The sequence below is a fragment of the Sutterella faecalis genome, from assembly GCF_006337085.1.
Classification (GTDB): domain Bacteria; phylum Pseudomonadota; class Gammaproteobacteria; order Burkholderiales; family Burkholderiaceae_F; genus Sutterella; species Sutterella faecalis.
In genome coordinates this window covers 1,813,285-1,838,165 of sequence record NZ_CP040882.1, presented here as the reverse complement: position 1 = coordinate 1,838,165, position 24,881 = coordinate 1,813,285, and the positions used below count along the sequence as shown (strand labels likewise).

The window sequence follows — 24,881 nt, the reverse complement described above, 5'->3', positions numbered from 1 at the left end:
CATTGCCGTAAAAAAGAAATCATACGGCGGAATAGAGAACGGGCGGCGTCCTTTCTTCCGAAGGATGCGCCGCCCGTTGGCGTATCAGAGGAGTCTTGCGAGGACTCTCAACTGAGAGAAGCGTCTGCGAAGGGTTTTAGAGCCCGGCAGCGGCTTTGAGGGCTTCAGCCTTGTCGGTCTTTTCCCAGGTGAATTCCGGCTCTTCGCGGCCGAAGTGGCCGTAGGCTGCGGTCTTCGAGAAGATCGGGCGGCGCAGGTCGAGCATTTGAATAATGCCGCGGGGGCGCAGATCGAAGTGCTTGCGTACGAGCGCGGCGATTTCCTCATCAGGGATGCGGCCCGTGCCGTTGGTGAAGACCGTAACGTTCATCGGTTCGGCGACGCCGATCGCGTAGGCAACCTGCACGAGGCAATAGGTGGCGAGACCGGAAGCAACGATGTTCTTCGCGACATAGCGGCAGGCATAGGCGGCGGAGCGGTCGACCTTGGTGGCGTCCTTGCCGGAGAAGGCGCCGCCGCCGTGCGGGCAGTAGCCGCCGTAGGTGTCGACGATGATCTTGCGGCCGGTGAGGCCGCAGTCGCCCTGCGGACCGCCGACGACAAAGCGGCCGGTCGGATTAATGAGGAACTTCGTGTCCTTGAGCCACTCGGCAGGAATGACCGGGCGGATGATGCTTTCAACAATAGCTTCCGTGAATTCGGGCTTCATCTTCGTGCCGTCCGACATTTCGGGAGCATGCTGCGAGGAAATGACGATCGTGTCGATCCCGACCGGCTTGCCGTCGCGGTAGCGCATCGTGACCTGGCTCTTGGCATCAGGACGCAGGAAGGGCAGCGTGCCGTTCTTGCGGACCTTGCTCTGCTGCTCCATGAGGCGGTGAGCGTAATAGATCGGGGCCGGCATGAGCGTCGGCGTTTCATCACAGGCAAAACCGAACATCAGGCCCTGGTCGCCGGCGCCGAGGTTGAGTTCGTCGTCCATGGCGTGGTCGACGCCCTGCTTGATGTCGGCAGACTGCTTGTCGTAGCCGACGAGCACGGAGCAGCCGCGATGATCAATGCCGTAATCGGTATTGTCGTAGCCGATTTTCTTCAGCACGTTGCGCGTGAGGCCGATGTAGTCGACGTTGGCGTTCGTCGTGATTTCGCCGGCAAGCACCACAAGTCCGGTGGTGCAGAGCGTTTCGGCGGCGACGCGGCTCATCGGGTCTTCGGTGAGGCAGGCGTCAAGAACAGCGTCGGAGATCTGATCTGCGACCTTGTCGGGATGACCTTCGCTGACGGATTCGGAAGTAAAGAGATATTCGTGGGCCATGGCCATAAAACTCCAGTATTGAGAAGGAGAAGCGCTCTGCGCATTGGTCTTGGCTCCATGCGGGAGACGCTTTAGCGGAATTTCTTGTTCGCCCCGCAAGTTGTCCTGTTAACTCGGCGAATCGGGCGCAATGATAACGCATGGAGAATTAAAGGAATCTGATGAAGAAGGTTCTTTTGAGCCGGGGAGTTTGGCGGAGAATGACAGGACGGATAGATGCAGATGCCTGTGTAAACAATAAAAATAATAGGTGTGAATATTTACTTTGTATGCTTCTATCGTTTCCCTTAAGCGAGAAAACGATGAGGGCCGCGGATTCCCGGTGCAAAAAGGACGCGAGCCCCAAGTAAAATTAATGATTCGCCGCAATACTGCGCCGCCTCTCCAGGCGCTGCGCTTTCAGGATCGGAGACTGTCTTTCGCATGCACAGGCTACTCACGCTCGTTGCCAAACTTCCGCTGTCGTTCCTGCAGTTTTTCGGCGCCTTCGTCGGTGAACTCGTATTCTGGCTTGCGCCGGGGTATCGCCGGCGGACGCGCGCCAATCTGTGTGCGGCCGGGTACACGCATAAAAGCATTTTTGCCCGCGTCGGCCGCAATGCCGGACGGCAGGCGATGGAAAGCATCTGGGTTTGGTACCGTCCGACGGAAACCGTCCTTGAGCACGTGCGAGTGGACGAAAAAGCTGAAAAATTGATCGGAGACGCCATGAGAAGCGGTCGTCCGATCGTTTTTATGACGCCTCACGTCGGCTGCTTCGAAGTGCTCCCCGTCTGGCTTGCCGGCACGCTATATAAGGAAACTGGCCGCCGGATCACGATTCTCTATCGGCCGCCGAGGAAGAAGATTCTGCGCGCCGTGGTGGGTGATGCCCGTCAGGCTCCCGGCATTGAGGCTGTTCCGACAACCCTGATCGGCGTCAAGCGCATCATACGGAGCCTGCGGGAAGGCAATACTTTCGGAGCGCTTCCGGATCAGGTGCCGAGCAAAGGCGAAGGCGTCTGGGCTTCTTTTTTCGGCAGGCCCGCCTATACGATGACGCTTCCGGTCAAGGTCGCTCATCAGTTTGATGCCATCCGCATTTTTGCCTGGGGCGTTCGAGAGGGCGACAGTTGGAAAGTTGAGGCCGAGGAGTGGACGGATCCGCTTACAGGCGACATCCACGAAGATGCGCTTGCCATGAACAGGATGATTGAGCACATTATTCGCCGGATGCCTGACCAATATGCCTGGAGCTACAACCGCTACAAGCGTCCGAAAGGCGCTCCGCCGCCTGAAGAAGGAGCCCATCGCTGATGTCGTCCTTTAATGAAGTTTTTTCCCGTGCCTGGGTCCGCATTGTCCGTTCGTTCAGGCATTTGCCGATGCCGGCGCGCTGGGGGCTTGCGCGATGCGCGGCTGCGATTTTCTGGCAGGCGGTGCCCAAGCGCCGCCATGTCATCCTGACCAATCTGCGGCTTTGCTTCCCGGAACTTTCCGAAGATGAACGCAGAAAGCTTGCACGTCGCGTTTATGTGCGTCTTGCACGTGCTGCGATTGATCACGGTACGCTTTGGACGGGTACAAAGGAAGAAGTGCAGGCGCTCGTCAAGTTCGAAGGGCTTGAGCATCTGCTCGATCCCGAGAACCGCCCGATCATTGTGGTATCGCCTCATTTTGCAGGGCTCGACGCTGCCGGCATCGCGCTCAATACCTATGTGCGCGGTGTGTCGCTCTATCAGAAGCAGAGCAATCCCGTCTGGGACAAGGCCCTGCTTGAAGGCAGGCTCCGCTTCAGCAACCCGGTGCTTATCGCCAAAACGGGGGACAACGATCTGAGGACGGTGATGAAGCACATTCGCGAAGGGCTTCCCTTTTACTATCTGCCCGATATGGATCACGGCGCGCGGAATTCAATTTTCGTTCCGTTTTTCGGCGTGAAGGCCGCTACGATTCCGATGGTTTCGCGGCTCGCACGCGTGATGCGCGCAAAGGTCGTCTGGTGCATTGCCACCATGACGGATGACGGCTACCGCGTTGAAATTTCCGCACCTCTCGAGAATTTCCCGACGAAAGACCCAGAGGTCGATACGACGCGTCTCAATAAGGAGCTTGAGGCATATATCCGCCGACATCCGGATCAGTATCTCTGGGTGCATCGGCGCTTTAAAACCCGGCCTGAAGGCGAGCCTTCAGTCTATTGATTTTTAATGAATTGAATGATGACCGAACTACATTTCACCAAGATGCAGGGGGCCGGGAATGACTTCGTCGTCCTTGACCGCGTGGCCGAACCTGTTGAGGTAACGCCTCAGCTCGTTCGCCGCCTGGCGGACCGGCGCTTCGGAATCGGCGCAGATCAGCTGCTCCTGCTCGATCCGCCTCAAAAGGCGGGTGAACCGCTACGCTACCGCATCTTCAACAGCGACGGCGATGAAGTCGAGCAGTGCGGCAACGGTGCGCGGTGCATCGGGCGCTTTGCGCTTGAACGGGGCTATGCCTCAGGCGACTCGATTCCGTTTCAGACGATGAAGGGCAGAATCTGCGTGAAGCGAGAGCCCGACGGCCGCATGGTGGCCGATATGGGCGAGCCGCGCTTTCAGCCCGAAGAAATACCCTTCCGTCCAGAAGGCCTTCAGCATCGGATCGAAAATAGGATTGCGGTCTGGAAGGTTTATTGCGAGCCCCTCGAGCGCGATATTGAATTTACCGTGACGAGCATGGGGAATCCCCATGCGACCGTATTCACGGACGATGTGGATCGCGAACGCATCGATCTTATCGGTCCCTTCCTGCAGCGTCATCCGGCCTTCCCGGAAAGCGTCAATGTCGGATTTGTTGAGTGCGAAAGCGCGCAAAAGGCAAAAATCCGCGTTTGGGAGAGAGGTCCCGGAGAGACGCTTGCCTGCGGTACCGGTACCAGCGCCGCGATGGCGGCGGGTCTCATGCGCGGCATCTTCGAGAGGCGGGTTGAGTTTTCGGCCCGGGGCGGGGCGCTTGCCTGCGCCTGGGAGGGGCCCGGCTCCACGCTCAGCCTTATCGGTCCGGCAGAAGTGGTCTTCACAGGCTGCATTGAAATCTAATTTGGCGATTGAACCTGGAAATTAAAAAATGTCAGACCTTATTTTGAAAAAGGGCAAGGAGAAGTCCCTTCTTCGCCGGCATCCCTGGGTATATGACACCGCAGTTGAGCGTGTGGTCGGAAAGCCCATGCCTGGAGATACGGTTCGAGTGCTTTCGCGCGACGGGCGTTTCCTTGCCTGGGCGGCATATTCTCCCGCGTCCACGCTGAGAGCACGCTGCTGGTCCTATCGCGAAGATGAAGTCATTGATGACGCGTGGTTTGAGCGGAAGGTGCGGGAAGCCATTCTCTTTCGCGAGCCTCTCCGGAACCGTACGAACGCAATTCGCCTGATTTTCGGCGAAGCCGACGGGCTTCCCGGATTGATCGTCGACCAGTATGGCGACTGGCTTGTGACGCAATTCCAGTCTGCCGGCGTTGAAGCCTATCGTCCGCTTTTGGGCCGTCTCCTGATGGAGGCAACGGGTGCCCGCGGCATTTACGATCGATCGGACGCCGCCACGCGTCGTCGTGAAGGTCTCGAAGTCCGCTCCGAACTCCTCGCAGGGGAAAATCCGCCCGAAGCTATTGAAGTGGTTGAAGACGGCGTGCGCTACGGCGTTGACTGCCGCATCGGACACAAGACGGGCTTTTATATCGATCAGCGTGAGAGTCGTCTCACGGCTCAGACCGCGGCTCAGGAATTCCGCCGGATTCACGGACGCGGCATGCGCGCGCTCAATTGCTTCTGCTACACGGGCGGCTTTTCGCTTGCGCTCCTTAAGGGCGGAGCGGAAGAGGTGGTCTCCGTCGATTCCTCCGAAGAGGCGCTTGAGATGGCAAAGGCCAATGCTGCGCGCAATGGCTTTGCCGGCAAGGCCGAATGGGTGTGCGAAGATGTCTTTTCCTGCCTCAGACGGCTTCGCGACGCGGGCGAGCATTTCGATCTGGTGATTCTTGATCCGCCCAAGTTTGCGTCCAGCCACTATCATGTGGAACGCGCGGCCAGGGCCTATAAGGACATCAACCTCAACGGTCTGAGACTCCTTCAGCCGGGCGGCGAACTCTTTACGTTCTCCTGTTCCGGGGCAATCGATGTGGATCTTTTCCAAAAGATTGTTGCGGGAGCAGTGATTGATTCCGGACTCAATGCCTGGGCAACCGGGCGTTTTGGTGCGGGAGCGGATCATCCGCTTTTGATGACTTGCCCGGAAGGCGAATATCTGAAGGGCATGCGCCTCGCGGTGCGGCCCTGACAAGTCTCTAAGCTGAAAGAGGAGCGCGCTGAGGAAAAAGCACGCTCCTTTTTTCGATTATGGACAATGGAGGATAAGACAAATGGTTGTTGAAGAACCACAGGAACCGGAAATCCCGGTAACCATTCTGACGGGTTTCCTCGGCGCCGGGAAAACGACGCTGCTCAACAGGATTCTCAAGGAGAATCATCAGTTCAAGATCGCGATCATTGAAAATGAGTTCGGTACGGAAAATATCGACAATGATCTTCTCGTGACCGAACAGAAGGAGCAGATCGTCAGCATGAATAACGGCTGCGTCTGCTGCACGATTCGAGGGGATCTCTCGCGCGTGCTTACCAACCTGCGTCTGAAGCGTGATCGCGGCGAGATTGATTTTGACTATGTCGTGCTCGAAACGTCCGGCGTGGCGAATCCCGGTCCTGTCGCTCAGACCTTTTTCATGGATGACGCCGTTGCGCCTTTCTTCCGTCTTGACGGCATCGTAACGGTGGTTGATGCCAAATACGGCGCGAAAACGCTCGATGATGAAGCCAATGCCCGTGATCAGGTGGGCTTTGCCGACCGCATTCTCGTTTCGAAGTGCGATCTGGTGACCCCTGCAGAACTTGAGGCGCTTGAATCACGGCTTCGTAGCATGAATGCCCGTGCACCCATCCGCCGCGTCGATATGGGGAAGTGCCCTGTGGACGTCGTCCTCAACATTTCGGGCTTCAACATGAATGATGTGCTCGATGTGGATCCCAATTTCTTTGTGGACGACCACCATCACCATCATCACAATGATGACATTCATACGTTTGTCTACGACTCTGAAAAGCCTTTTGACCCGATGAAGCTTGAACGCTACATCATGTCGCTTACGAGTGTTTACGGACCGGATATGCTTCGCTATAAGGGCATCCTGTACTTTAAGGACGTTGACCGCAGGGTCGTCTTTCAGGGGGTGCACATGCTTGCCGTTTCGGACGTCCTCGGACCCTGGGGAGACCGCAAGCCTTTCTCGAAGCTTGTCTTCATCGGGCGCAACCTTCCGGAAGAGGCCATCCGCAAGGGGCTTGACACCTGTCTGGCCTGAGATTCAGCGCTAAAAAAGATTTACTGAATTTCCTCAAAAAAATCCCGCTTCTCTTGAGTGGCAGAAGCGGGATTTTTTCGGTATAACGCTTTCCTACCCTAAGGAACCGATCCTGAAGGCCGGGAGATTTGAAGTCAAGTTTCCCAACTTTCGCTAGTAATGCGACGAGGCGGCTCAACAACAAAGCCGGAAAGATCGGGGCTGAATTCACAGGAAATAAGAACATGGGCACCAAAAAGGGACTTACCGCGGAAGAAATCCTCAAGATGTCTGACGACGACTACATGAACGACGAACAGCTTGAGTTTTTCCGGCGCCGTCTTTCGGACATGGAGCGCGAGCTGCGCGCAAATGCCGACCAGACGACGGTCAATCTGCGCGAGACGACTGTTGTTCCGGATCCGGCGGACCGTGCGACGATTGAGGAAGAGCACGCGCTTGAGCTGCGCACCCGCGACCGCGAACGCAAGCTGCTCAAGAAGGTGCAGGCTGCCATCAAGCGAATTGATGACGGTGATTACGGCTACTGCGAGGAAACGGGTGATCCGATCGGCGTAGCCCGTCTGATGGCGCGTCCGACGGCCACGCTTTCGCTCGAGGCTCAGCAGCGCCGCGAGCTCAAGCAGAAGATGTACGGAGACTGATCGTGCGCGAGCGACGTTTCCCTGACGGACGCCGCAGCGATCGCGCACAATGCATGACGGCACGGACTGAGCCCGCACTTTCGGGAACCGTGCCGTTTTTGCATTCTCAGCCGCGTGTCTGGATCTTCGATATGGACGATACGCTCCTCGCATCGTCCGCAGGGATCCTGGATGAGGTGCACGTTCTCATGAACGACTTCCTCATCCGCCGTATGGGGTTTAGTCGAGAGAAAGCCAACTTTCTTCGTGAGTACTACTGGCGTACCTACGGGTCGACATTCATCGGCCTCTGGCGATGCCACGGCGTGGATCCGCGAGTGTTTCTGCCCGCAGTGCACGATTTTGACTATGCCCCCTATCTCACGGGCCTGAAATCCATGCGAGCCGTGCTTTCAAAGTTTCCCGGCAGACGCGTGCTGATGACGAACGGACCGAGAAATTACGCTGACGCGATACTGCCCGCGATCGGGCTCAAAGGCTTCTTTGATCTTGAAGTGACGAGTTCAGACATGCGGCTCTTCGGAGACTGGCGTCCGAAACCGTCGGTAGCAATGATGAAGGCGCTTGCCGCGCGGTTGGGCGTAAAGTCCCGGGATGCAGTTCTGGTCGACGACAGTCTTCTCAACCTCAGAGCAGCGAAGCTCGCCGGAATGCGGACCGTCTGGTGCATCGGCATGAGACGCCGCCATGCCGGCCTGCGCATGCCCTGGAATGCGCCGATGGCTCATCCTGCCATCGATCTCGTTGTTTGCAATGTTGAAGAGCTTTTGCGCCGCATCGGGCGCATTTGAGAATAAAGATGCAATTTTTACGCTGGATCGGACGGTGCCTCGACTTTCTTCGACGGCTTGTCCTTAATGTGGTCTTTTACGGCATCCTCATACTTGCGGCGGGCCTGTGGTATTGGTCGGAGCCTGAGGCTCCGGCCATAGGTCCCCGTACGGTAATGGTGCTTGATCTGCGGGGCCCTATTGTTGAGTCGGATCCCATGAGACTCCTCTCGGCAGACATGAGGCTTCTTACCGGCAAGGGCACGGAATCGACGCGGCTGATCGATGTTGTTGAGGCGCTTGACCGCGCTGCAAAGGATCCGGATATTGCGGGCGTTGAAATCGTGACGGGCGACCTGACCCGGATCGGCCTCGCTTCCGCGAGAACGATCGGCAATGCCGTTGAGCGATTTAAGAGCGTGACGGGCAGACCGGTTTATGCCTGGTCCGAAAGCTTCAGCCAGGGGCAGTATGCCGCGGCGGTTCATGCGGATGAAATTTCGCTTCATCCGATGGGACTCGTCATGCTGCGAGGGCTTTCGGGCGCAAATCTCTATTGGGGCAGGCTCCTCGAACACGTTGGAATCGGCGTTTCCGTCTATAAGGCGGGAGCCTTCAAGAGTGCGCCGGAAATTTTCACCAGCAATGCGCCTTCCAAGGAAAACCTTGAGGCCCAGAAGAGTTGGATAGACGCATCTTGGCAGGGGCTGACGGGGGATATTGAAAAAGCCCGCGGCCTGATGCCGGGGGCAGTTGAGAAATATCTCAAAGCGCTCCCCGCCAGGCTTAACGAGGGGGAAGATCCCGCGGAGTTTCTTAAGACTTCCGGATTTGTCACGGATCTTCTGACAGAAGAAGAATTTGAAGAGAAGCTCGCGAAGCGCTTTGCGGAAGGCGGGGACAAGACGAAGCTGAAGCGCATCGATTATCTCGATTATCTCAACGCGACAGACCTTCCTGATGCTTCCGACAGCGGCGTGGCCGTCGTTTTTGCCGAGGGTACGATCAGCTCTGGTGGAGCCTCAGGGATCTCGCCCGAAGAGCTCTGCGATCGTCTTGACCGGGCCGCCAAGACGCCGGGTACGCGCGCTCTGGTGCTGCGCATTTCGAGTCCGGGGGGAGACGCCATTGCGGCAGAGGCCATTCGGGAAAAGCTTGCGTCGATCAGGGCTAAGGGCATTCACGTGGTGGCGAGCATGGGCGATACGGCGGCTTCCGGAGGCTATTGGATCAGTCTCGGCGCAGAGCGCATCATCGCGGATCCGCTGACGCTTACCGGATCGATCGGCGTCTTCTCGGTGATCCCTGATGCGGAAGGTCTGCTCGCCGAATTCGATATCGGCAGAGACGGATACCGCACTGGAGAGCTTGCGGAATTCGGTTCGCCCCTGCATCGGCCTAATGACGCTGAAAGCGCCATTCTGCGTTCCGGAGTTGAGCGTGTTTATGACCGCTTCAAGGCACTTGCGGCAAAAAGCCGCGGACGAACGGAAGCCGAAATTGAAAAGGTGGCTCAGGGTCGGGTCTGGACGGGAGCTCAGGCACTCGAGCACGGGCTTGTCGACAGCCTGGGCGACTTGTCGGATGCGGTCAAGGTGGCTCGTCAGCTTGCCGAGCTTCCTGACGATGCGCCGGTGCGCTACTTTGACGCAGAGCCTGACGGGATGTCGGCGCTGATGGCAAAGCTTTCCGGCGAGGTCTTTGCTGTGGTCCCGAAGAGCGTTTCCTGGAAAATGGCTTTTCTGCCGGGAAAGATTCCAGAGTCAGAGTGGCAGCGGCTTGAAGCACTTTTGAAGTCCGGTCGCGTGCTTGCCTGGTCTGAAGTGCCCGAAGGCATCTGACCATTCGCCCGACGTAAAGGCCGCCTTTCGCTTGAAGGGCGGCCTGGCTCTTGAATGGTTTTAATGCGCTTTGCCGCAGCAGGGGCATGCTCTTCTGCGCTTATAGGTCAATTCAGTCATTTCCATGCCGAAGAGGTCGACCATGAGAAGCCGCCGCACGAGGGGCTTGCCGAAGCCTGCGGCGAGTTTAAGCGCCTCCGTCGCCTGCAGAAGCCCTATCGTTCCCGTGAGGCCCGAGAAAACGCCTAAGGTCGAGGCTTTTTCGTCATTGGCGGCATCGTCTTCATCGAAGAGGCATCGGTAGCAGGGCGAGTCGGGATCCCGAAAGTCAAAGACGGTCACCTGTCCGCTCATTTTTACGGCGGCTGCGAAGACAAGCGGCTTCTTTTCTGCCAGGCATACGCGATTGACGAGCTGCCGGGTGGCAAGGTTATCCGAGCAGTCGAGGACGATATCGGCTTCCTTTACGAGAGGAGTCAGGTCTTCTGCAGAATTCATGCGCTTCATAACGGCGCGAACCTCAATCTGCGGATTCCAGCGCAGGAGCTCCCGAGCGGCGTTTTGAGCCTTATTGCAGCCGATGGAGGCGCTTTCGTGGAGGATCTGGCGAGAGAGATTGTTTTCCGATACCTCGTCGGGGTCGACGATGGTGATGTGGCAGGCGCCGGCTGATGCAAGATAAAGGAGCGCCGGAGAACCAAGTCCGCCGGCACCGATGACGAGAAAGCGGGCGGCAATAATCTTTTTTTGGCCTTCCTCTCCGAATCCGGAAATCAACATCTGGCGCGAAAGGCGTTCCCGCAGCGCGTCGAAGCGATCGTGGTCAGTAATGGGCATAAGGGCCAATCCTCTTTGTTCTGAAAGGAAGAGCCGCATCGCGCGATAGGGCGGTGCGGCTCTTTCCTATGAATGACAATGGGTTAGTGGGCAGATTTCTCCTCTGCCTTCTTGCCTGCTTCAGTGGTTTGAGCGGCGTCGGACTTCTTTTCGAGCGCTTCCTTCGCCTTTTCCTTCTGGCGCTCTTCTTCGCGGAGCTTCTTCACGACGGAGACAGGCTGGCCGCGGTATTTGGAGAGTTCAACCTTGGCACCCTTGAGCTGATTGAGGGCCTGGGTGAGCTGCCAGTCCTTGTCGTCTCCGAAGGTATACGTCCAGTCGGGGGACTTTACGGCGTCGTTGTCGTCATAGGGAAGGCTGTCCTCCTCCTTGGCATTTTTCTGCTGGTTGGCAAGGTGGTGCGCAAGGTCTGCCTCACGGACCTGGAAGGTCGGATAGTTGCCCTTGGGCGTATCGTCGACATAGAGATCCGGTTCAATGCCGCGCGCCTGGATGGAGCGCCCGGAAGGCGTGTAGTAGCGGGCAGTCGTCAGCTTCACCGCAACCGTTTTGTCGCCGAACGTCATCGGCAGAATCGTCTGAACGGAACCCTTGCCGAAGGAGCGGTCGCCGAGAATCGTCGCGCGCTTGTGGTCCTGAAGGGCGCCGGCAACGATTTCGGAAGCGGAGGCGGAGGACGAATTGATGAGCACGACGATCGGAACCGTCTTCGCCTTGGGAGTGAGCGCGGAGAGTGCTTTCACGGCATTGCCGGAGCGGTAGTCGGATTCAACGGCTTTGAAGACGTAATCGGACTGGGGCGTTCGTCCTTTCGTCGAAACAATGTCGGAATTTGCCGGGAGGAAGGCCGCGCAGACGCCGATGGCCGCCTGGAGAAGACCGCCCGGGTCATTGCGCAGGTCGAGCACGAGTCCCTTAAGGTGTCCGGACTTCTCGAGCTTATTGAGGTTATCGGCAAGATCTTCCGCAGTGCGTTCCTGGAACTGCGAAATGCGGATGTAGCCGATGCCGTCGGCGAGCTCCTTCATGCGCACGGACTGCGTTTTGATCATTGCGCGTTCAAGAGTGAACTGCAGAGGCTTCATTTCGCCCTTGCGGGCGACTTCAAGACGAATCTTGGTCTTGGGTTCGCCGCGCATGAGCTTAACGGCATCATCGAGCGGAAGGTCCGCCGTTGCCTCGCCGTCAATTTTGGTAATGATGTCGCCCGCTCGAATGCCAGCACGTGCTGCCGGGGTATCGTCAATGGGCGAAATCACGCGCACGCCGGCAGAATCTTTCGTCACCTCAATGCCGAGGCCGCCAAAAGCGCCGTGCGTGGCTTCATTCATGTCCTCAAATCCCTTGGGATCGAGGAAGTTTGAATGCGGATCAAGGCCGCTCACCATGCCTTCGACCGCAAACTCAAGGAGCTCCTTATCGCTGACCTCGTCGACATAGTAGTCCTTGACGGCATTGAAGACGCTCGTGAACTGGCGGATTTCCTGCAGCGGCAGTCCTTCAGCAGTGCTTTTCTCTGCATAGGCCTGAAAGCCGACGCTGGCGAGAACGCCGGCACATGCGCCGGCAACAAAAAGGGAAAGAAGACGGAGTTTCATGCTTGATTTTTCTGTTTTCTTCTGAGCGGCAGCTTCCGAAGGGGGACTGCTCGCCTGAGGTGACCATCACAGCCGGATAATTCTCGCTTATTTGGCAAGCCAAGGCTGAGGGTTAATAGGCTTGCCCTTGTAACGGATTTCAAAGTAAAGCCCCGGCTCATCGCTTGCGCCCGAGGTGCCGACGGTAGCGACAGTTTCCCCCGCCTTCACGCGGTCGCCGACATTTTTGAGAATTGATTCATTATTGGCATAGACCGACATGTAGGTGTTGCCGTGATCAATGATGATGAGGTTGCCGTAGCCGCGCAGCCAGTCGGAAAAGACGACGCGGCCGGAAGCGCAGGCTGCCACTTCTGCACCTTCAGGTGCTCGGAAAAGCAAACCTTGCCAGAGCGCAGACCCCGTGCGACGGCTGCCGAAGGTGGCGGCAATGCGTCCGGCAACCGGCTTGATGAGGCGGCCCTTGAGTTTCGCAAAATTGCCTGATGCAAGCGGTTCCACCGGCTTTGCATTGGCTTTTGCCTGTCGCGCTGCCTCACGCTTTCTCGCGGCTTCCTCTGCCGCACGTTCGCGCTCAAGGCGTTTGTCAATGTCGGCAACGAGGTTTTCAAGGCGCGTCTGGTCTTTTTTGAGTTTATCGATCGCTGCCTGCTGGGTTTCAATGTCGCGCTTCAGCTTCTTGACGGCTTCCTGACGATCACGCTTTTCCGAGAGGAGCTCGCGTCGGTTGGATTCCTCTTCACGTGCGATGCGCTGCAATTCCGTGCGGCGTGCGCGCGTTTCTTCAGAAACGGTCTCAATGCGGGATTGTTCTTTTTCAAGTGCGTCTGCAGCGCGCACCTGGGCAATCGAAAGGTAGCGGAGTTCTGCAGCGGTGCGCGACAGCTCGTTGGGGTTGCCGCCTTCGATCAGAGACTGCCAGGAGTGGCGCTGCGAATGAATGTACTGAGCGCGAACGATGTCCTCGAGAAGCTTTTCCGCGCCTGAAAGGTCTCTTCCGACCGTTCGGCTGTCGCTGCGGAGCTCGGCGAGCCGGGCCTCCACTTTTTCCCGTTCGCCCTTCAGGCTCCTCAAGCGCCGGTTGGCGTCCGAGATTGCCTGATCGGCTTTGCGCAGTTCGTCGTTGGCGGCTTCGCTCGCGGCTTCGCGCTCTGAAAGGCGCTTCTGCATGTCGGAGAGCTGCTTTTCGACATTCGCCTTCTGATTTTCTGCGCGCGCCTTCTGCTTCACCGTGGCGGCGGAGCCGGAGGCGGCAGAGGCCGCCCCGGCGCAGAGGACAAGCCCTGCAGAGGCGGCAAGAAATAGCGAAAGCGAAAGGGCGCGGAGCATGGAGATCAGGCCTGCATGGAACTCGGAAATCGCAGAGAAGGCAAGAGCGGCCATGAGGCCGCCCCTTCTATAATTGTACTTTTGCGGCAATAACGCCACACTGACAATCTCTTTTGAAATGTCTCAGTTTCTTCTTCAGAACACGCTTCTTATTCTGATTGCGGTCATCGCAGGCGGTGCCCTTGCCATGCCGTATTTCAATCGTCGCCGTTATGGTCCGATGGTGACGCCCGAAGTGGCGGTTCAGCTCATCAACAAGCAGAACGCGCTCGTCATTGACGTCCGTTCCGACAAGGACTTCCGCAAGGTGCGCATCGCCCGTTCGGTCAATATTCCTGCCAATGTCATTCAGGGTCGCCTGAATGAAATCCCGAAGGAGCGCACGATTCTCCTCGTGGACAATTCCGGCAGCATGGCGGCTGGTGCGGCAAAGCTCCTGCGCGGTGTGGGCTATCCCAACGTCTATCTTCTTCAGGACGGCCTTGTCGGCTGGATGCGCGACAAGCTTCCGCTTGAATATTGATCCTTTGTCCCCATATAAAGAACAGGCGGCGCACTCTTGATTCCGGGCGCTGTCCTCCGAAAACTCCGGAGATCTCCTGAAGGTCTCCGTTATTCTCAATCAAGGTAAAGAAAATGGCCGAAAACGAAAACGAGCAGCCCCAGGGCGCCGCAGCTGCCCAGCAGCCTGCCCAGGATGACCAGCCGGTCTTCCAGCTTCAGCGCTGCTACCTGAAGGATGCTTCTCTCGAGATGCCGCATGCGCCCGAGATTCTCATGGAACAGCAGGATGCGGCCCCGCAGGTCGACATCCAGTTCGAAGTGAGCCAGCGCCTCATTCAGACGGATCTTTACGACGTGACCGTGCGCGGCACGATCACCGTGAAGACGGCCGGTGACAAGGCAATCATCCTCGTTGAAGGCCGCCAGTCGGGCATCTTCGCGATCCACGGCATCCCTGCCGAGCCGCTCCAGCACGTCACGAACGTCCTCTGCCCGTCGATGGTCTATCCCTACCTGCGCGCCAATCTCGCCGATCTGATGACCCGTGCCAATGTGCCGCCGGTGCATCTGCCCGAGGTGAACTTTGAAGTGCTCTATCAGCAGCGTCTTGCTCAGGCGCAGGCTGAAGCTCAGCGCAATCAGACGCCTGCGAACTGATAGACACTCAGAAGCCTGCCCCGTGCCATGCGGCATCCGGGCATGAAAGAGCGACCGGCGGATCGGTTGTCGAAGTTATTCGGCAGAAGATCAGCCGGTCCTTTTTTTAAATTCTTCTGCAAACCTCGACTTTTGGTGAATTCCCAACGCCGGCTGCTCCTCTAGAATGGACTGACTGCATAAAACCGGCTTTCCCGCATTCTGCGGTGAATGCTTCCGAGAGGGGAAAGAAAAAATGATTCGAATTCTGCTCATTGACGATCACACACTTTTCAGAAGCGGCGTAAAGGCGCTCCTGCAGCGTCAGCCCGACTTTGAGGTCGTCGGCGAGGCGAGCGATGGCCTTGAAGGCGTCAAGCTCGTTGAGCAGGTTGAAGCGGATGTCGTGCTGCTTGACGTGGACATGCCGAGCATGAATGGACGCGAAGCGCTCGAACAGATTCGTGAAACGCATCCTGACCTCGCTGTTCTCATGCTGACCGTGAGCGAAGACTGCGAAACGCTCGGCGAGTGCCTGAAGCTTGGCGCCCGCGGCTACCTCCTGAAGAAGATTGATCAGGACTTTCTGCTCCGCTCCATTCGTGCGGCCTATAACGGCGACAGCGTGATTTCTCCGCAGATGATGACGAAGTTCGTCAACCGGCTTGCTGATCCGGAAGCGGGTAGAACCCGTCCTGCCCAGGGTCAGGATCCGGCGGTGCTCACGCGCCGTGAACGCCAGACGCTCGCCTGGCTTGCCCGCGGCGTATCCAATAAGGAAATCGCCCGCGCACTCAACCTTGCCGAATCCACGGTGAAGGTGCACGTGCAGAGCATTCTCAGAAAGCTCAACCTCTCTTCACGCGTACAGGCAGCGATCTACGCGATTGAGCATAAGATCGACAAGGAACTCTAAGTTTCGGGCGCAGGAGGCTTCAGACGCCTCCTGCATAACCCTGCTGCCGCCAGGCTTCAAAAACCGTAACCGCGACGGCATTAGAGAGGTTGAGCGAACGATTGTTCGGTCTCATCGGGAGGCGGATTCTCTGTTCCAGGGGAAATTGCGACCGAATGTCTTCGGGCAGCCCCGATCCTTCCGAGCCGAAAATAAACCAGTCGCCGGGTTTGAAGGAAAGAGACGAAAAGACGCTCGAACCTTTCGTCGTCATTGCAAACATCCGCGTGCGGTCCGGTTTTTCTGCTTCCAGGAATGCGTCGAAAGAATCGTGAATTTTGAGGGTTGCGTATTCCCAGTAATCGAGACCCGCGCGCTTCATATGCTTGTCTTCGAGCGAAAAGCCGAGCGGGCGCACGAGGTGAAGGGCGCATCCGGTATTGGCGCAGAGACGGATGACATTGCCGGTGTTGGGCGGGATCTCGGGGTGAACGAGCACAACGTTGAACATGGGGTTTCGTGACGAATCAGAAAAAATCAAAAGGGATCTTCGCCGGCAAGTTCGCCGTGCATCTTTTTGATGGCAAGCTTTTCGATCTGCCGCACGCGTTCGGCGGAGATGTTGAATTCCTTCGCCAGCGCCTGAAGCGTGACGGGTTTGGCGTTGCCCTCCGCATCCACATTGAGGTAGCGAGCCTCAATCACCCGGCGGCTTCTCGGGTCGAGTGAGGCAAGGGCCTTCTGGAGGCCTTCGCCTTCGAGCCGCTGCTTATCTTCCTCTTCGAGCATGGCTTCAGGTTCGTCGCTCTTGCGAGTGAGCCAGTCCGAAGGCGAATAGTTTTCGTCGCTGTCGGCATCTGAAGGCGCATCGAGCGACGCTTCCTGCCCGTACATGCGCTCCTCCATATCGAGGACTTCCTTGGGCTTTACGTCCAGCGTAAGCGCTATGCGTTCGGCTTCGTTGTGGGTGAGCGCTGCCTGACTGTCTTCCTTTAGCTGGCGGAGATTGAAAAAGAGCTTTCTCTGGTTCTTCGTCGTTGCGAGCTTTACGATGCGCCAGTTCCGGATGATGTATTCCTGAATTTCGGAACGGATCCAATGCTGCGCAAAAGTCATGAGCCGGGCGCCGCGGTCCGGATCATAGCGGCGGATTGCCTTCATGAGGCCGATATTGCCTTCCTGGATCAGGTCCGCATAGGGAAGTCCGTAGCCGAGATAGCCGCGTGCAATGGAAACGACGAGGCGAAGGTGAGAAAGCACCAGCTTCTGCGCTGCAGCAAGATCGTCATGATCACGCAGATCAATGGCGAGCGAGCGCTCTTCCTCAGCTGAAAGCATGGGAGCCCTTTCCGCTGCGCGCAGGAAGGCGTCGAGCGTTCCCAGACCTCCGGCAGGAACGGGCAGACCCGCGGGCTCATAAGGCACAAGACTGCTTGCCGGCTTCAGTGCCGGAAGCAGGCTTTTCGATTCGCGGTCAGGCGCGGCGTCATCGACAATGTCGACGTTATCATCGTTGTCGATGTCGTCAATGTCGTCTGAGTGAATGACCGCGGGGGCGTTTTTACTGGACATGAGGCGAGGGAAAGCCGGGATGGAGATCAGTGATGCGCCTCAAGATAACACTTTCGGGGAGGCGTACAAACGGCAAAGGTGCAACACGGCGTATCAGCGCCCAGACTCGCGGATGATGCCTCTCCAGGCCGAAAGGGCGGCGAGAGCGGCGATCAGGCTTCCGATAAAAGCGCTTATTGCAGCAAAACTCCAGCACCAGAGGGGCGGCGGAAGGGAAATCTGCAGCTCTCCTCCGTATAACGCAGCGGCTTCGTTAAGGGCAGGCCGCAGAATGATGAGACCGGTTTGAGCAATAAGAAGCGCCAGACCGGCCGCAGCTCCCATTAGGACAAAACCGCGCCAGGCATACGGGCGAACGGCAAAAATAGGCGTTGCGCCGAGGAGGTAGAGCGTGCGCATTTCGGATCCGGCAGCGAGCGTTGTGAGCCGGATGGCCGTCTCAAGCACCAGCACGACAAGAAGCGCTGTTACCGTACCGAGGCAGCCGAGACCGGTCCAGACTGCGCGGGATACGCTCTGGAGCTTCTCGTGCCAGGAGGCCTCATAGGGGACGAAGTCGACGGAGGAGAGCGCCTCTATGCGTTTGGCGACATCCGCAATTTCGGAAGAAGTCGCTTCAGACGAGAGCGTTACGATGAGAATGTCCGGGAGCGGATTGCTTCCTGTTCTCTGCGGAAGGCCAAGTTTTTCATTCAAGCCCTTGAGCGCTTCATCCCTGGGGATGATTTGAGTGGATGCAACCCAGGGCATCGCCTTAACCTCCGCCTCAAGCTTGTCCATAGGAGCTTTGTCCTTGGCGAAGACTGTGAGTTCAACGGACATGGGGAGGCTTCTCAAGGGCTCGGAGAGGCCATAAAAAACCAGGGCAATGAAAAGCGGTATCGAGAGCGCCAGCGCGGCAAGCAGAAGCGAGAGAAGCGAACGGGAGCCGTCGCGCCTCAGGCCGCGAAGCATTTCGGAAAAAGCCCAACGGCGGGGGGTCACGAAGCTCATGAGCGGACCTCAACGGCGCCAGGGGTGGCGAGCGTTATTTCACGCACCGAGGTGCCGGCAACCGGGAGTGCCTCATGACTCGCCGCCACAACCGTAACGCCGGCGTGCACGAAGGCTGCAAGGAGCGCCAGAAGCGCTTGGGCGTTGGCTTCGTCGAGATGCGCCACGGGTTCGTCGGCGAGAATGACGACAGGACGGTTGACGACGGCACGGGCGAGAAGCGCGAGCTGCTTCTCACCGGCAGAAAGTCTTCCGGGCAGAGCGGGAGCAAGTTCGCCAATACCGCATTTTTCAAGCGCGAGAAAGGCTCTGCGGCGTGCTTCCGCGTAGGACTCTTCTGCGGCAAGGGCGGGCAGCATGACATTTTCGTGGACGGTGCGGTCTTCGAGCAGCCTGCCGTCCTGCATCATGAGCCCCATGGAACGTCTGAGCCAGCGGCGCTCCATTTCGCTGAAGCTGTCGACGCGGTCCCCGGCGACGATGACTTCGCCGGAGGTCGGCTTCACGAGGCCGGCAAGAAGCTTGAGAACCGTACTTTTGCCGCTTCCTGTTGCGCCGCGCAGGACGACGAATTCGCCTCTGCGAACAGAAAGCGAAACGCGATCGACGGCGGCTGCGCCATTAAAAATGACGCTCGCCTGGCGCAGTTCAAGAAGAGCAGCATCCGCCATTGGAGCACCTTCAGAATTTCTGAATGGAGAGATGACGATCGATCTTGCTCCAGAATTCTGTTTCTTCCCGCAGAAGATAGTCCGTGAGCGGATGAGCGTTAAGCCATACTTCTTCCATCCGCATTTCGAAGCCGTCGGACGTGCGCTTGGCGTCCATTACAGGTAAAGCGACATCCTTGCGCGCGTGCGCAAAAATGACCGCAAGGCGCAGTGCGAGAACGGTCTCTGTCGAAATGAGGGCGTCGAGTTCGTCTTCAACCTTCTTCAGAGTGCCTCTTTGAGAGAGCACGAGTGCAGCGAGGCGATCCTGTTCAAGACGGCTGAACCCCGGCATGTCGGCATTGCTGACGATGTAGTGGCCGTGCCTGTGGTAGCGCGAGGAAGAAATGATCATCCCGCACTCATGAAGGAGCGCAGCCCAGCGCAGATAGCGCACTTTCTCCGCGTCTGCTTCAGGACTGAGCGTGGTGTAGATCGTCTGAGCGATATTGGCGACCCGGTTTGCCTGTTCGCGGTCAAGGCGCGAGGCTTCCATGAGGGTTTCGATGGAGACGTCGCGCGTATCGCGGTTGGATACGCGTCCGAGCAGGTCGTAGAGGAGTCCCACGCGGAGAGCGCCCGATGCGGGCCGCATCTCCTCGATGCCGAGCACCCGGTAGACGGCTGTGAGGACAGCGATGCCGCCGGCAATGACTTCCCTGCGGTCTTCCTTGAGTCCGGGGAAGGAAATCTCGCTGATGTCGCGCATGTCAAGAAGCATCCGGCGCAGCTTCTCGAGGTGCTCGGGACGAACGATGCCGTCGCTCCAGCCAAGCGCGCGGCAGATGTCGCTCACGGCGCCGAAAGTGCCCGCCGAGCCATAGGCTTCGTCGTAATTGCCGGCGCCGAAAGTGGTCATGCTTTCTTCAAGTTCAGCGGCGCACGCTGTGGTGGCGCGCTCAAGGGACTTTGCCGTAATGCGTCCGTCCGCGAAGAAGCGGATGGATGTATTGACGCATCCTATGCGGTAGCTTTCATAGCGTTTGGCGTCAAGACCCTCTCCGATGATCATCTCCGTGCTGGCGCCGCCGATATCGACCACGAGTCGGCGCTTGTCGGAAGGCGGGAGCGTCTGCGCGCAGCCTTTGAAAACAAGGCGCGCTTCCTCGTGACCCGAGAGAATGTCAATCGGATAGCCCAGAACGTTCTGCGCTTTTCTCAGGAAGTCGGGAGCATTCGTTGCAACGCGCATTGCCTGAGTGCCGACAGCGCGCACGCGTTCCGGAGGAAGCCCTGCAAGGCGTTCATTGAAGCGCGCAAGCGCAGCGAGCGCTCGGGCCTGAATTTCAGGCGTCAGCGCACCGGTTTTGTCAAAGCCTCCGGCCAGCCGGACGGTTTCTTTCCAGTAGCTCTGCGTGACGATGCGTTCGCCCTCAACGCGACCGATTTCAACCCGGAAGCTGTTGCTGCCGAGATCTACTGCACCTAATAGCATTTTGTGTCCTTTGAAAGCCTTTGCGTAACGGTGTTCTTCAGCTGCCGCTTTCGTCCTGGGGATCGAGGCCGACCAATGCGCTTGCGAATTCATGTGCATTGAAGGGCTGCAGATCCTCGAGTTTTTCTCCCACGCCGATGTAGTAAATCGGCAGGGGTTTGTCGCCGCGCATGGCTGTAATGGCAGCAAGAACGCCGCCCTTGGCCGTGCCGTCAAGCTTCGTAACGATAAGACCGGTGAGATGCGCGTAGAGATCAAATGCACGAACCTGTGCGAGCGCGTTCTGGCCGTTGGTGCCGTCCACGACGAGGATGACCTCGTGGGGAGCCCCTTCCATGGCCTTTTCCTGGGAGCGGCGGATGCGGCTGAGCTCTTCCATCAGGTTGGTCTGCGTGGGGAGTCTTCCGGCGGTGTCGGCAATAACAACATCCATGCCGCGGGCACGCCCGGCGGAAACGGCATCAAAGACGACGGCGGCAGGATCGCCGCCGGTCTGCGAGATGACCTCCACGCGGTTGCGTTCACCCCAGACGGCAAGCTGCTCCCGGGCGGCTGCACGGAAAGTGTCGCCGGCCGCGAGCAGCACGCTCTTGCCGTCATCGGCAAAGCGCTTGGCAAGCTTGCCGATGGATGTGGTTTTGCCGGCGCCGTTGACGCCGCACATCATGATGACGCAGGGTTTGGCCTGATCGGTGTTGAGCGTGCCTTCTGCCGGGGCAAGTATTCTTTCGAGTTCGTCGCGCAGCGCCCGACGGACTTCATCCTGGGTCTTGAGGCCCTTGAGCTTAATGTCATCGCGAAGGCGCTCTAAGATACGCGTGGAGGTCTCTACGCCGACATCGGCAGAGATCAGAGCGTATTCGAGTTCCTCGAGAAAGTCGTCGTCAACGACGCCTCCGGAAAATAGTCCGACGATGTTGACGCGCGTGCGCGAAAGGCCGCGTTTCAGGCGGGAAAGCCAGCCTTCAGAAGAACCAAAACCCATACTGATAGATAGCGATGAAAAATCCGAAAAAGGAGCGGGGGCGCTCGAATCTCGTAAGTTTAACAACCTCTTCGCGAGCCCGAGCGGGGGAGGTGCGTCTTGTGGGCGGCATCTGGCGCCGCACGCCGCTCGCAGTGGCGGATCTTGGCGGCTTGAGGCCGACGCCGGAGCGCGTGAGGGAAACCGTTTTTGACTGGCTGAGTCACCTTTTCGGGACTTTTGAAGGGCGAGCTGCGCTCGACCTTTTCGCCGGCTCAGGGGCTTTGGGCTTGGAAGCCGTATCGCGCGGCATGGCTGAGCTCGATGCAGTAGAGCGCGACAAGCTTCAGGCAAGAAACATTCTTCAGACAGTCTCCAAGCTCAGTGCCGGTGACGTTGTGCGCGTTCATGGAGAAGATGCCTTTGGCTTCTTAAGCCGCACGACGGAAAGCTACGACGTCATCTTCATTGATCCGCCCTTTGCGCTGAATCTTCAGGATGAAGCGATCCGCAAGGCGCTTCCCCGGCTTAAGGCTGAGGGGATTCTTTACGTGGAGCGTACGGGAGCGCGAACGACCGAAGCCTTGCTCAATGAACTGGGGCTCGTTCGGCTCAGAAGCACTTCGGCAGGACAAGTAGACTGTGAACTCCTTGCGCGAAAGGCGAGCCTCATGGCGGGGCTGGCACGCGAAGAAAAGCCGCCCAAAAGAAACATGCGCCGGGAGCGCAATAAGGAGCAAAGAGAATGACGATTGCGGTTTATCCCGGTACTTTCGACCCGATGACGAGCGGGCATCAGGATCTCGTGCGCAGGGCATCGAATATTTTTGCAAAGGTGTATGTGGCCGTTGCGCAGAGCGTGGGAAAGCACCCGCTGCTTACGCTCGAGGAGCGTTTTGACTGCGCGCGGCTTGTCTGCTCGGACTATGCCAATGTGGAGGTGCTCCCCTTCACCGGGCTCCTCAAGGATTTCGTGCGCACGCACGGCGTTAATGTCATCGTGCGCGGCGCGCGTGCCGTAAGCGATTTCGAATACGAATTCCAGATGGCGGGCATGAACCGGCAGCTCATGCCCGAAGTGGAGACGGTATTTCTCACCCCATCGGATCAGTTTCAGTTTGTGAGCGGCACCTTCGTGAGGGAAATAGCCCGTCTCGGAGGCGAAGATGCCGCGCGCTTCGTTGATCCGCGCATCTGGCCGCTGCTTAAAGCGGCCTCGCAGCGATAGGTCGGCGCGGACGGGTCAGATCGCGGGCGACGCGGGCTTCCCGGGGGCCGGCTCATCCTTTTCCCAGGGCATCTTCGGGAGCTTCCAGTCGGGGAGCTCCATTTCCGGGAGCTTGAAATCCGGGAGTTCAAGCCCCTGCCAGAAGTCCTTGATGGCGCGTTCAACCCGGCGGCCGAGCCTGTCGAGCGTCATCGGTTCTCCCGAGCGTGCCTGGTCGACGGCCTGAGTTGCCTTGTTCCATTCTGCGCTCCAGACGGGAACAAGGTCTGATCCTGTCTGAGCGCTTGCCGCCAGAGCTAGTTCCGGGAGCTTTGCGGCAGCCGGCGCATGGAAGACCGCTTGAATGAGAAGATTGCCGCTCAAGGCTTCTCCCGTGAAGTCGCCGGACCAGTCCTGAGCGCTGGCCTTGCCGTCCAAGATGGTCAGCCGGCCGTCTTTAACTGTTGTGCTGAAGCTCAGTTCGTCGAAGGCGGAAACGGAGTGGGGCTGACGCACTTCAGGGGGCGTGGCGTCGGGCGTTTCGTCGGCAAGAATCCGGAAGGCGAGCGGTACATTGAACCCGGAGAAAGCGCCAGAAGTCATGCGGACAGAGCCGTCTGCCTGAGTGAGCTTTGCAGGGCTGTCAGGCGTTTGAACGGTACCTGCCAGAGTGAGGGTTGCATCCGTTCGCCCTGAAAGGCCCGCAGGGCGGTTCTGACCGGAGAACCAGCTTTCAGCACGGCCGTCGCGACCTCTGAAGTTCGCATGCCATGTGCCGTCAGGCGTCAGAATGGCAGCAAAGTCTGTTTTGCCGCCCAGCCATTCGCCTTTCCCTTCAGAAAGAATGAGGCCGCCCTTGAAGAGTTCCGCGTGTGCGGAAAGGTTGGAAAGTCCCCAGACGGGGCCAAGACCGGCGATGGAAATATTTCCCCTGAAATTGAGAAGCGAAAGCCATTCGAGATCCCAGGGAAGCTGCGAAAGCCTTTCGGGAGAAAGCTCGCCCAGCGCAAGGTCGCCATTGAGGTTGAGCCGGCGGTCTTCAGTTTCCTCCGGGACTGAGGAAGCGTTGAAGGAGAGCGCCGCGCCGAGCAGCGTGCCGGTGAGGCGGATTTCGGCGGCACCATCTTCCGACCATGCCGCATTTCCTGTGAGGCGGCTTTCCGTTGCCTCATCAGCGGCGTTTGTCGGAGTAAAGCGCGTTGTGAGGTCGATTTGGCTCAGTTCCGTATTTTGCGGATGAAAGCGCTGCATCGCCTTCAGTGTTCCCGAGGCGGCGAATTGGCCGTTGCGCGTATTGAGGGAGGCTGTCAGCGAAAGCCGGTCGCTTGCAAACGCTTCTGAAGAAAGAAGCGCAGAAGGCGCCGCCGCGGAAATTTCAGGCCCGTTTGCAAAAACACCTCTGGCGTCCGGGGATTCGATCTGCCAGCCGGATCCTGTAGGCGTAACGGATTTTGCACGCACTTCGGCGTGCACGCTCCTGCGATTCAGAAGGCCGTCAAGCGTAGCGGCAGGGGAGTCCACTGCAATGCGCGACAAAAGGTCGCCGGTGCCTTCGTTAAAGCGCAGGATTCCGGCAAAAGACGCTGAACCAGAGATGGAAGCGCTTTCGAGCATGCCGGCGAGTCGAATTGCGCCGCCTTTTTCACTGATGTTTTCAAGGCGCGCCTGAATGGCAGAGAGTTTGGCAGCCGTTGGGCCGAAAACGCCGGCATCAAACGCGATGGTGCTGTTGCGAAGTTCCATGAGCTCAACGTCCCAGAGCGTCGTGGAAAGTCGATTGACGGCTTCCTGAGCGGCGGGGGTGCCGGGTTTGGGGTTATAGGAGAGTCCGTCGATCAGAATGTGGTCGATGCGCGGGGATTCCGCAAAAAATGACCATGGCTTGAGTGCAATTACGGCAGCGTCAAAGCGTCCTGCCTTGGATCCGTCCGTCGATCGCGTGAGCGTGGCCGCGGGAAGCGTGATGCGCAGCTCCGGCAGCCGCTTGATTTCAATGGGCCCCTGGAAGTCCGCTTTAAGCGCGAGATGCGTGTTGAGCGCTTCGGCGAGCCGGTGACCGACGCGGTCCGGTGTGATCCACCAGGCCAGCGCCGTCACGAGTATGAGAACAATGACTGCGGCAAAAAGGAAGAGAGCAAGCAGAACGCGGATGTGGCGCATAAATGTCAGGGACTAAAGCCGGAGGTAAGCGTGGAATTTGTGGGACAGTCTGCCACATTGGGCATCCATGTGTTTTCTGCCGCTGAAAAGAGAAAAA

The 24,881-nt window shown here is 58.3% G+C and carries 24 protein-coding genes; 13 read left to right on the top strand and 11 right to left on the bottom strand.

Annotated elements, in window-relative coordinates; translation table 11 throughout:
* Window positions 1-136: 136 nt before the first annotated feature.
* A complete protein-coding gene (gene metK, locus FG381_RS07590) occupies window positions 137-1,315 on the bottom strand; it encodes a methionine adenosyltransferase (RefSeq protein WP_139688257.1) in 1,179 nt (392 codons plus the stop codon).
* Window positions 1,316-1,738: 423 nt separating this feature from the next.
* On the opposite strand from metK, the gene FG381_RS07585 reads away from it, so the two are divergent.
* The 8 genes from FG381_RS07585 (at window position 1,739) to sppA (ending at window position 9,944) form a co-directional block, all read left to right on the top strand.
* On the top strand, window positions 1,739-2,611 hold the full coding sequence (locus tag FG381_RS07585) for a lysophospholipid acyltransferase family protein (protein ID WP_139688256.1): 873 nt from the start codon (window positions 1,739-1,741) through the stop codon (window positions 2,609-2,611).
* The gene (locus FG381_RS07580; protein WP_139688255.1) at window positions 2,611-3,498 is read left to right on the top strand and encodes a lysophospholipid acyltransferase family protein; all 888 of its coding nucleotides are present in this window, start codon (window positions 2,611-2,613) and stop codon (window positions 3,496-3,498) included. The genes FG381_RS07585 and FG381_RS07580 overlap by 1 nt, the downstream gene beginning before the upstream one ends.
* A gap of 18 nt (window positions 3,499-3,516) precedes the next feature.
* Window positions 3,517-4,377, top strand: coding sequence for a diaminopimelate epimerase (dapF, locus tag FG381_RS07575; RefSeq protein ID WP_139688254.1), 861 nt, complete (start codon window positions 3,517-3,519; stop codon window positions 4,375-4,377).
* Window positions 4,378-4,405: 28 nt separating this feature from the next.
* Window positions 4,406-5,611 (top strand): class I SAM-dependent rRNA methyltransferase, encoded by a 1,206-nt coding sequence (locus FG381_RS07570; RefSeq protein WP_139688253.1) that lies wholly within the window; start codon window positions 4,406-4,408, stop codon window positions 5,609-5,611.
* Window positions 5,612-5,693: 82 nt separating this feature from the next.
* A complete protein-coding gene (locus FG381_RS07565) occupies window positions 5,694-6,689 on the top strand; it encodes a CobW family GTP-binding protein (RefSeq protein ID WP_139688252.1) in 996 nt (331 codons plus the stop codon).
* 224 nt (window positions 6,690-6,913) lie between these two features.
* Window positions 6,914-7,333 carry an RNA polymerase-binding protein DksA gene (gene dksA / locus FG381_RS07560; protein WP_139688251.1) on the top strand — a complete coding sequence of 140 codons (420 nt, stop codon included), beginning with the start codon at window positions 6,914-6,916 and terminating at the stop codon, window positions 7,331-7,333.
* A gap of 131 nt (window positions 7,334-7,464) precedes the next feature.
* A complete protein-coding gene (locus FG381_RS07555) occupies window positions 7,465-8,124 on the top strand; it encodes an HAD-IA family hydrolase (protein WP_226960271.1) in 660 nt (219 codons plus the stop codon).
* Window positions 8,125-8,132: 8 nt separating this feature from the next.
* On the top strand, window positions 8,133-9,944 hold the full coding sequence (gene sppA, locus FG381_RS07550) for a signal peptide peptidase SppA (protein ID WP_139688250.1): 1,812 nt from the start codon (window positions 8,133-8,135) through the stop codon (window positions 9,942-9,944).
* Between the two features lie 60 nt (window positions 9,945-10,004).
* Here the strand turns inward: sppA and FG381_RS07545 are convergent, their stop codons facing one another.
* The 3 genes from FG381_RS07545 to FG381_RS07535 form a co-directional block, all read right to left on the bottom strand.
* The gene (locus FG381_RS07545) at window positions 10,005-10,775 is read right to left on the bottom strand and encodes a HesA/MoeB/ThiF family protein (RefSeq protein WP_139689165.1); all 771 of its coding nucleotides are present in this window, start codon (window positions 10,773-10,775) and stop codon (window positions 10,005-10,007) included.
* Window positions 10,776-10,864: 89 nt separating this feature from the next.
* Window positions 10,865-12,379 (bottom strand): S41 family peptidase, encoded by a 1,515-nt coding sequence (locus FG381_RS07540; protein WP_139688249.1) that lies wholly within the window; start codon window positions 12,377-12,379, stop codon window positions 10,865-10,867.
* A gap of 87 nt (window positions 12,380-12,466) precedes the next feature.
* On the bottom strand, window positions 12,467-13,762 hold the full coding sequence (locus FG381_RS07535) for a murein hydrolase activator EnvC family protein (protein ID WP_139688248.1): 1,296 nt from the start codon (window positions 13,760-13,762) through the stop codon (window positions 12,467-12,469).
* Between the two features lie 64 nt (window positions 13,763-13,826).
* Here FG381_RS07535 and FG381_RS07530 point away from each other — a divergent pair, with 64 nt between their 5' ends.
* From FG381_RS07530 to FG381_RS07520, 3 genes are all read left to right on the top strand, one after another.
* A complete protein-coding gene (locus tag FG381_RS07530; protein ID WP_139688247.1) occupies window positions 13,827-14,231 on the top strand; it encodes a rhodanese-like domain-containing protein in 405 nt (134 codons plus the stop codon).
* Between the two features lie 113 nt (window positions 14,232-14,344).
* Complete coding sequence (gene secB / locus FG381_RS07525; RefSeq protein WP_139688246.1) at window positions 14,345-14,869, top strand: protein-export chaperone SecB; 525 nt, start codon at window positions 14,345-14,347, stop codon at window positions 14,867-14,869.
* 235 nt (window positions 14,870-15,104) lie between these two features.
* Entirely contained in the window at window positions 15,105-15,764 is a 660-nt protein-coding gene (locus FG381_RS07520; RefSeq protein WP_139688245.1) for a response regulator, read from the top strand.
* A gap of 19 nt (window positions 15,765-15,783) precedes the next feature.
* Here the strand turns inward: FG381_RS07520 and trmL are convergent, their stop codons facing one another.
* The 6 genes from trmL to ftsY all read right to left on the bottom strand — a co-directional run bounded on the left by trmL (window position 15,784) and on the right by ftsY (window position 21,438).
* On the bottom strand, window positions 15,784-16,254 hold the full coding sequence (gene trmL, locus FG381_RS07515) for a tRNA (uridine(34)/cytosine(34)/5-carboxymethylaminomethyluridine(34)-2'-O)-methyltransferase TrmL (RefSeq protein ID WP_139688244.1): 471 nt from the start codon (window positions 16,252-16,254) through the stop codon (window positions 15,784-15,786).
* A 26-nt stretch (window positions 16,255-16,280) separates the two neighbouring features.
* Window positions 16,281-17,315, bottom strand: coding sequence for an RNA polymerase sigma factor RpoH (gene rpoH / locus FG381_RS07510; protein WP_139688243.1), 1,035 nt, complete (start codon window positions 17,313-17,315; stop codon window positions 16,281-16,283).
* Between the two features lie 93 nt (window positions 17,316-17,408).
* On the bottom strand, window positions 17,409-18,308 hold the full coding sequence (locus tag FG381_RS07505; RefSeq protein WP_139688242.1) for a cell division protein FtsX: 900 nt from the start codon (window positions 18,306-18,308) through the stop codon (window positions 17,409-17,411).
* The gene (locus FG381_RS07500; protein ID WP_139688241.1) at window positions 18,305-18,979 is read right to left on the bottom strand and encodes a cell division ATP-binding protein FtsE; all 675 of its coding nucleotides are present in this window, start codon (window positions 18,977-18,979) and stop codon (window positions 18,305-18,307) included. The genes FG381_RS07505 and FG381_RS07500 overlap by 4 nt, the downstream gene beginning before the upstream one ends.
* Window positions 18,980-18,989: 10 nt before the next feature.
* A complete protein-coding gene (locus tag FG381_RS07495; protein ID WP_139688240.1) occupies window positions 18,990-20,453 on the bottom strand; it encodes a Ppx/GppA phosphatase family protein in 1,464 nt (487 codons plus the stop codon).
* A gap of 37 nt (window positions 20,454-20,490) precedes the next feature.
* Entirely contained in the window at window positions 20,491-21,438 is a 948-nt protein-coding gene (ftsY, locus tag FG381_RS07490; protein ID WP_139688239.1) for a signal recognition particle-docking protein FtsY, read from the bottom strand.
* Window positions 21,439-21,452: 14 nt separating this feature from the next.
* Between ftsY and FG381_RS07485 the strand changes: the two genes are divergently transcribed.
* A complete protein-coding gene (locus FG381_RS07485; RefSeq protein ID WP_226960273.1) occupies window positions 21,453-22,166 on the top strand; it encodes an RsmD family RNA methyltransferase in 714 nt (237 codons plus the stop codon).
* Window positions 22,163-22,645 carry a pantetheine-phosphate adenylyltransferase gene (gene coaD / locus FG381_RS07480; RefSeq protein ID WP_139688238.1) on the top strand — a complete coding sequence of 161 codons (483 nt, stop codon included), beginning with the start codon at window positions 22,163-22,165 and terminating at the stop codon, window positions 22,643-22,645. The genes FG381_RS07485 and coaD overlap by 4 nt, the downstream gene beginning before the upstream one ends.
* Before the next feature lie 15 nt (window positions 22,646-22,660).
* On the opposite strand, the gene FG381_RS07475 is transcribed toward coaD, so the two are convergent.
* Entirely contained in the window at window positions 22,661-24,784 is a 2,124-nt protein-coding gene (locus FG381_RS07475; RefSeq protein ID WP_139688237.1) for an AsmA family protein, read from the bottom strand.
* Window positions 24,785-24,881: the final 97 nt, after the last annotated feature.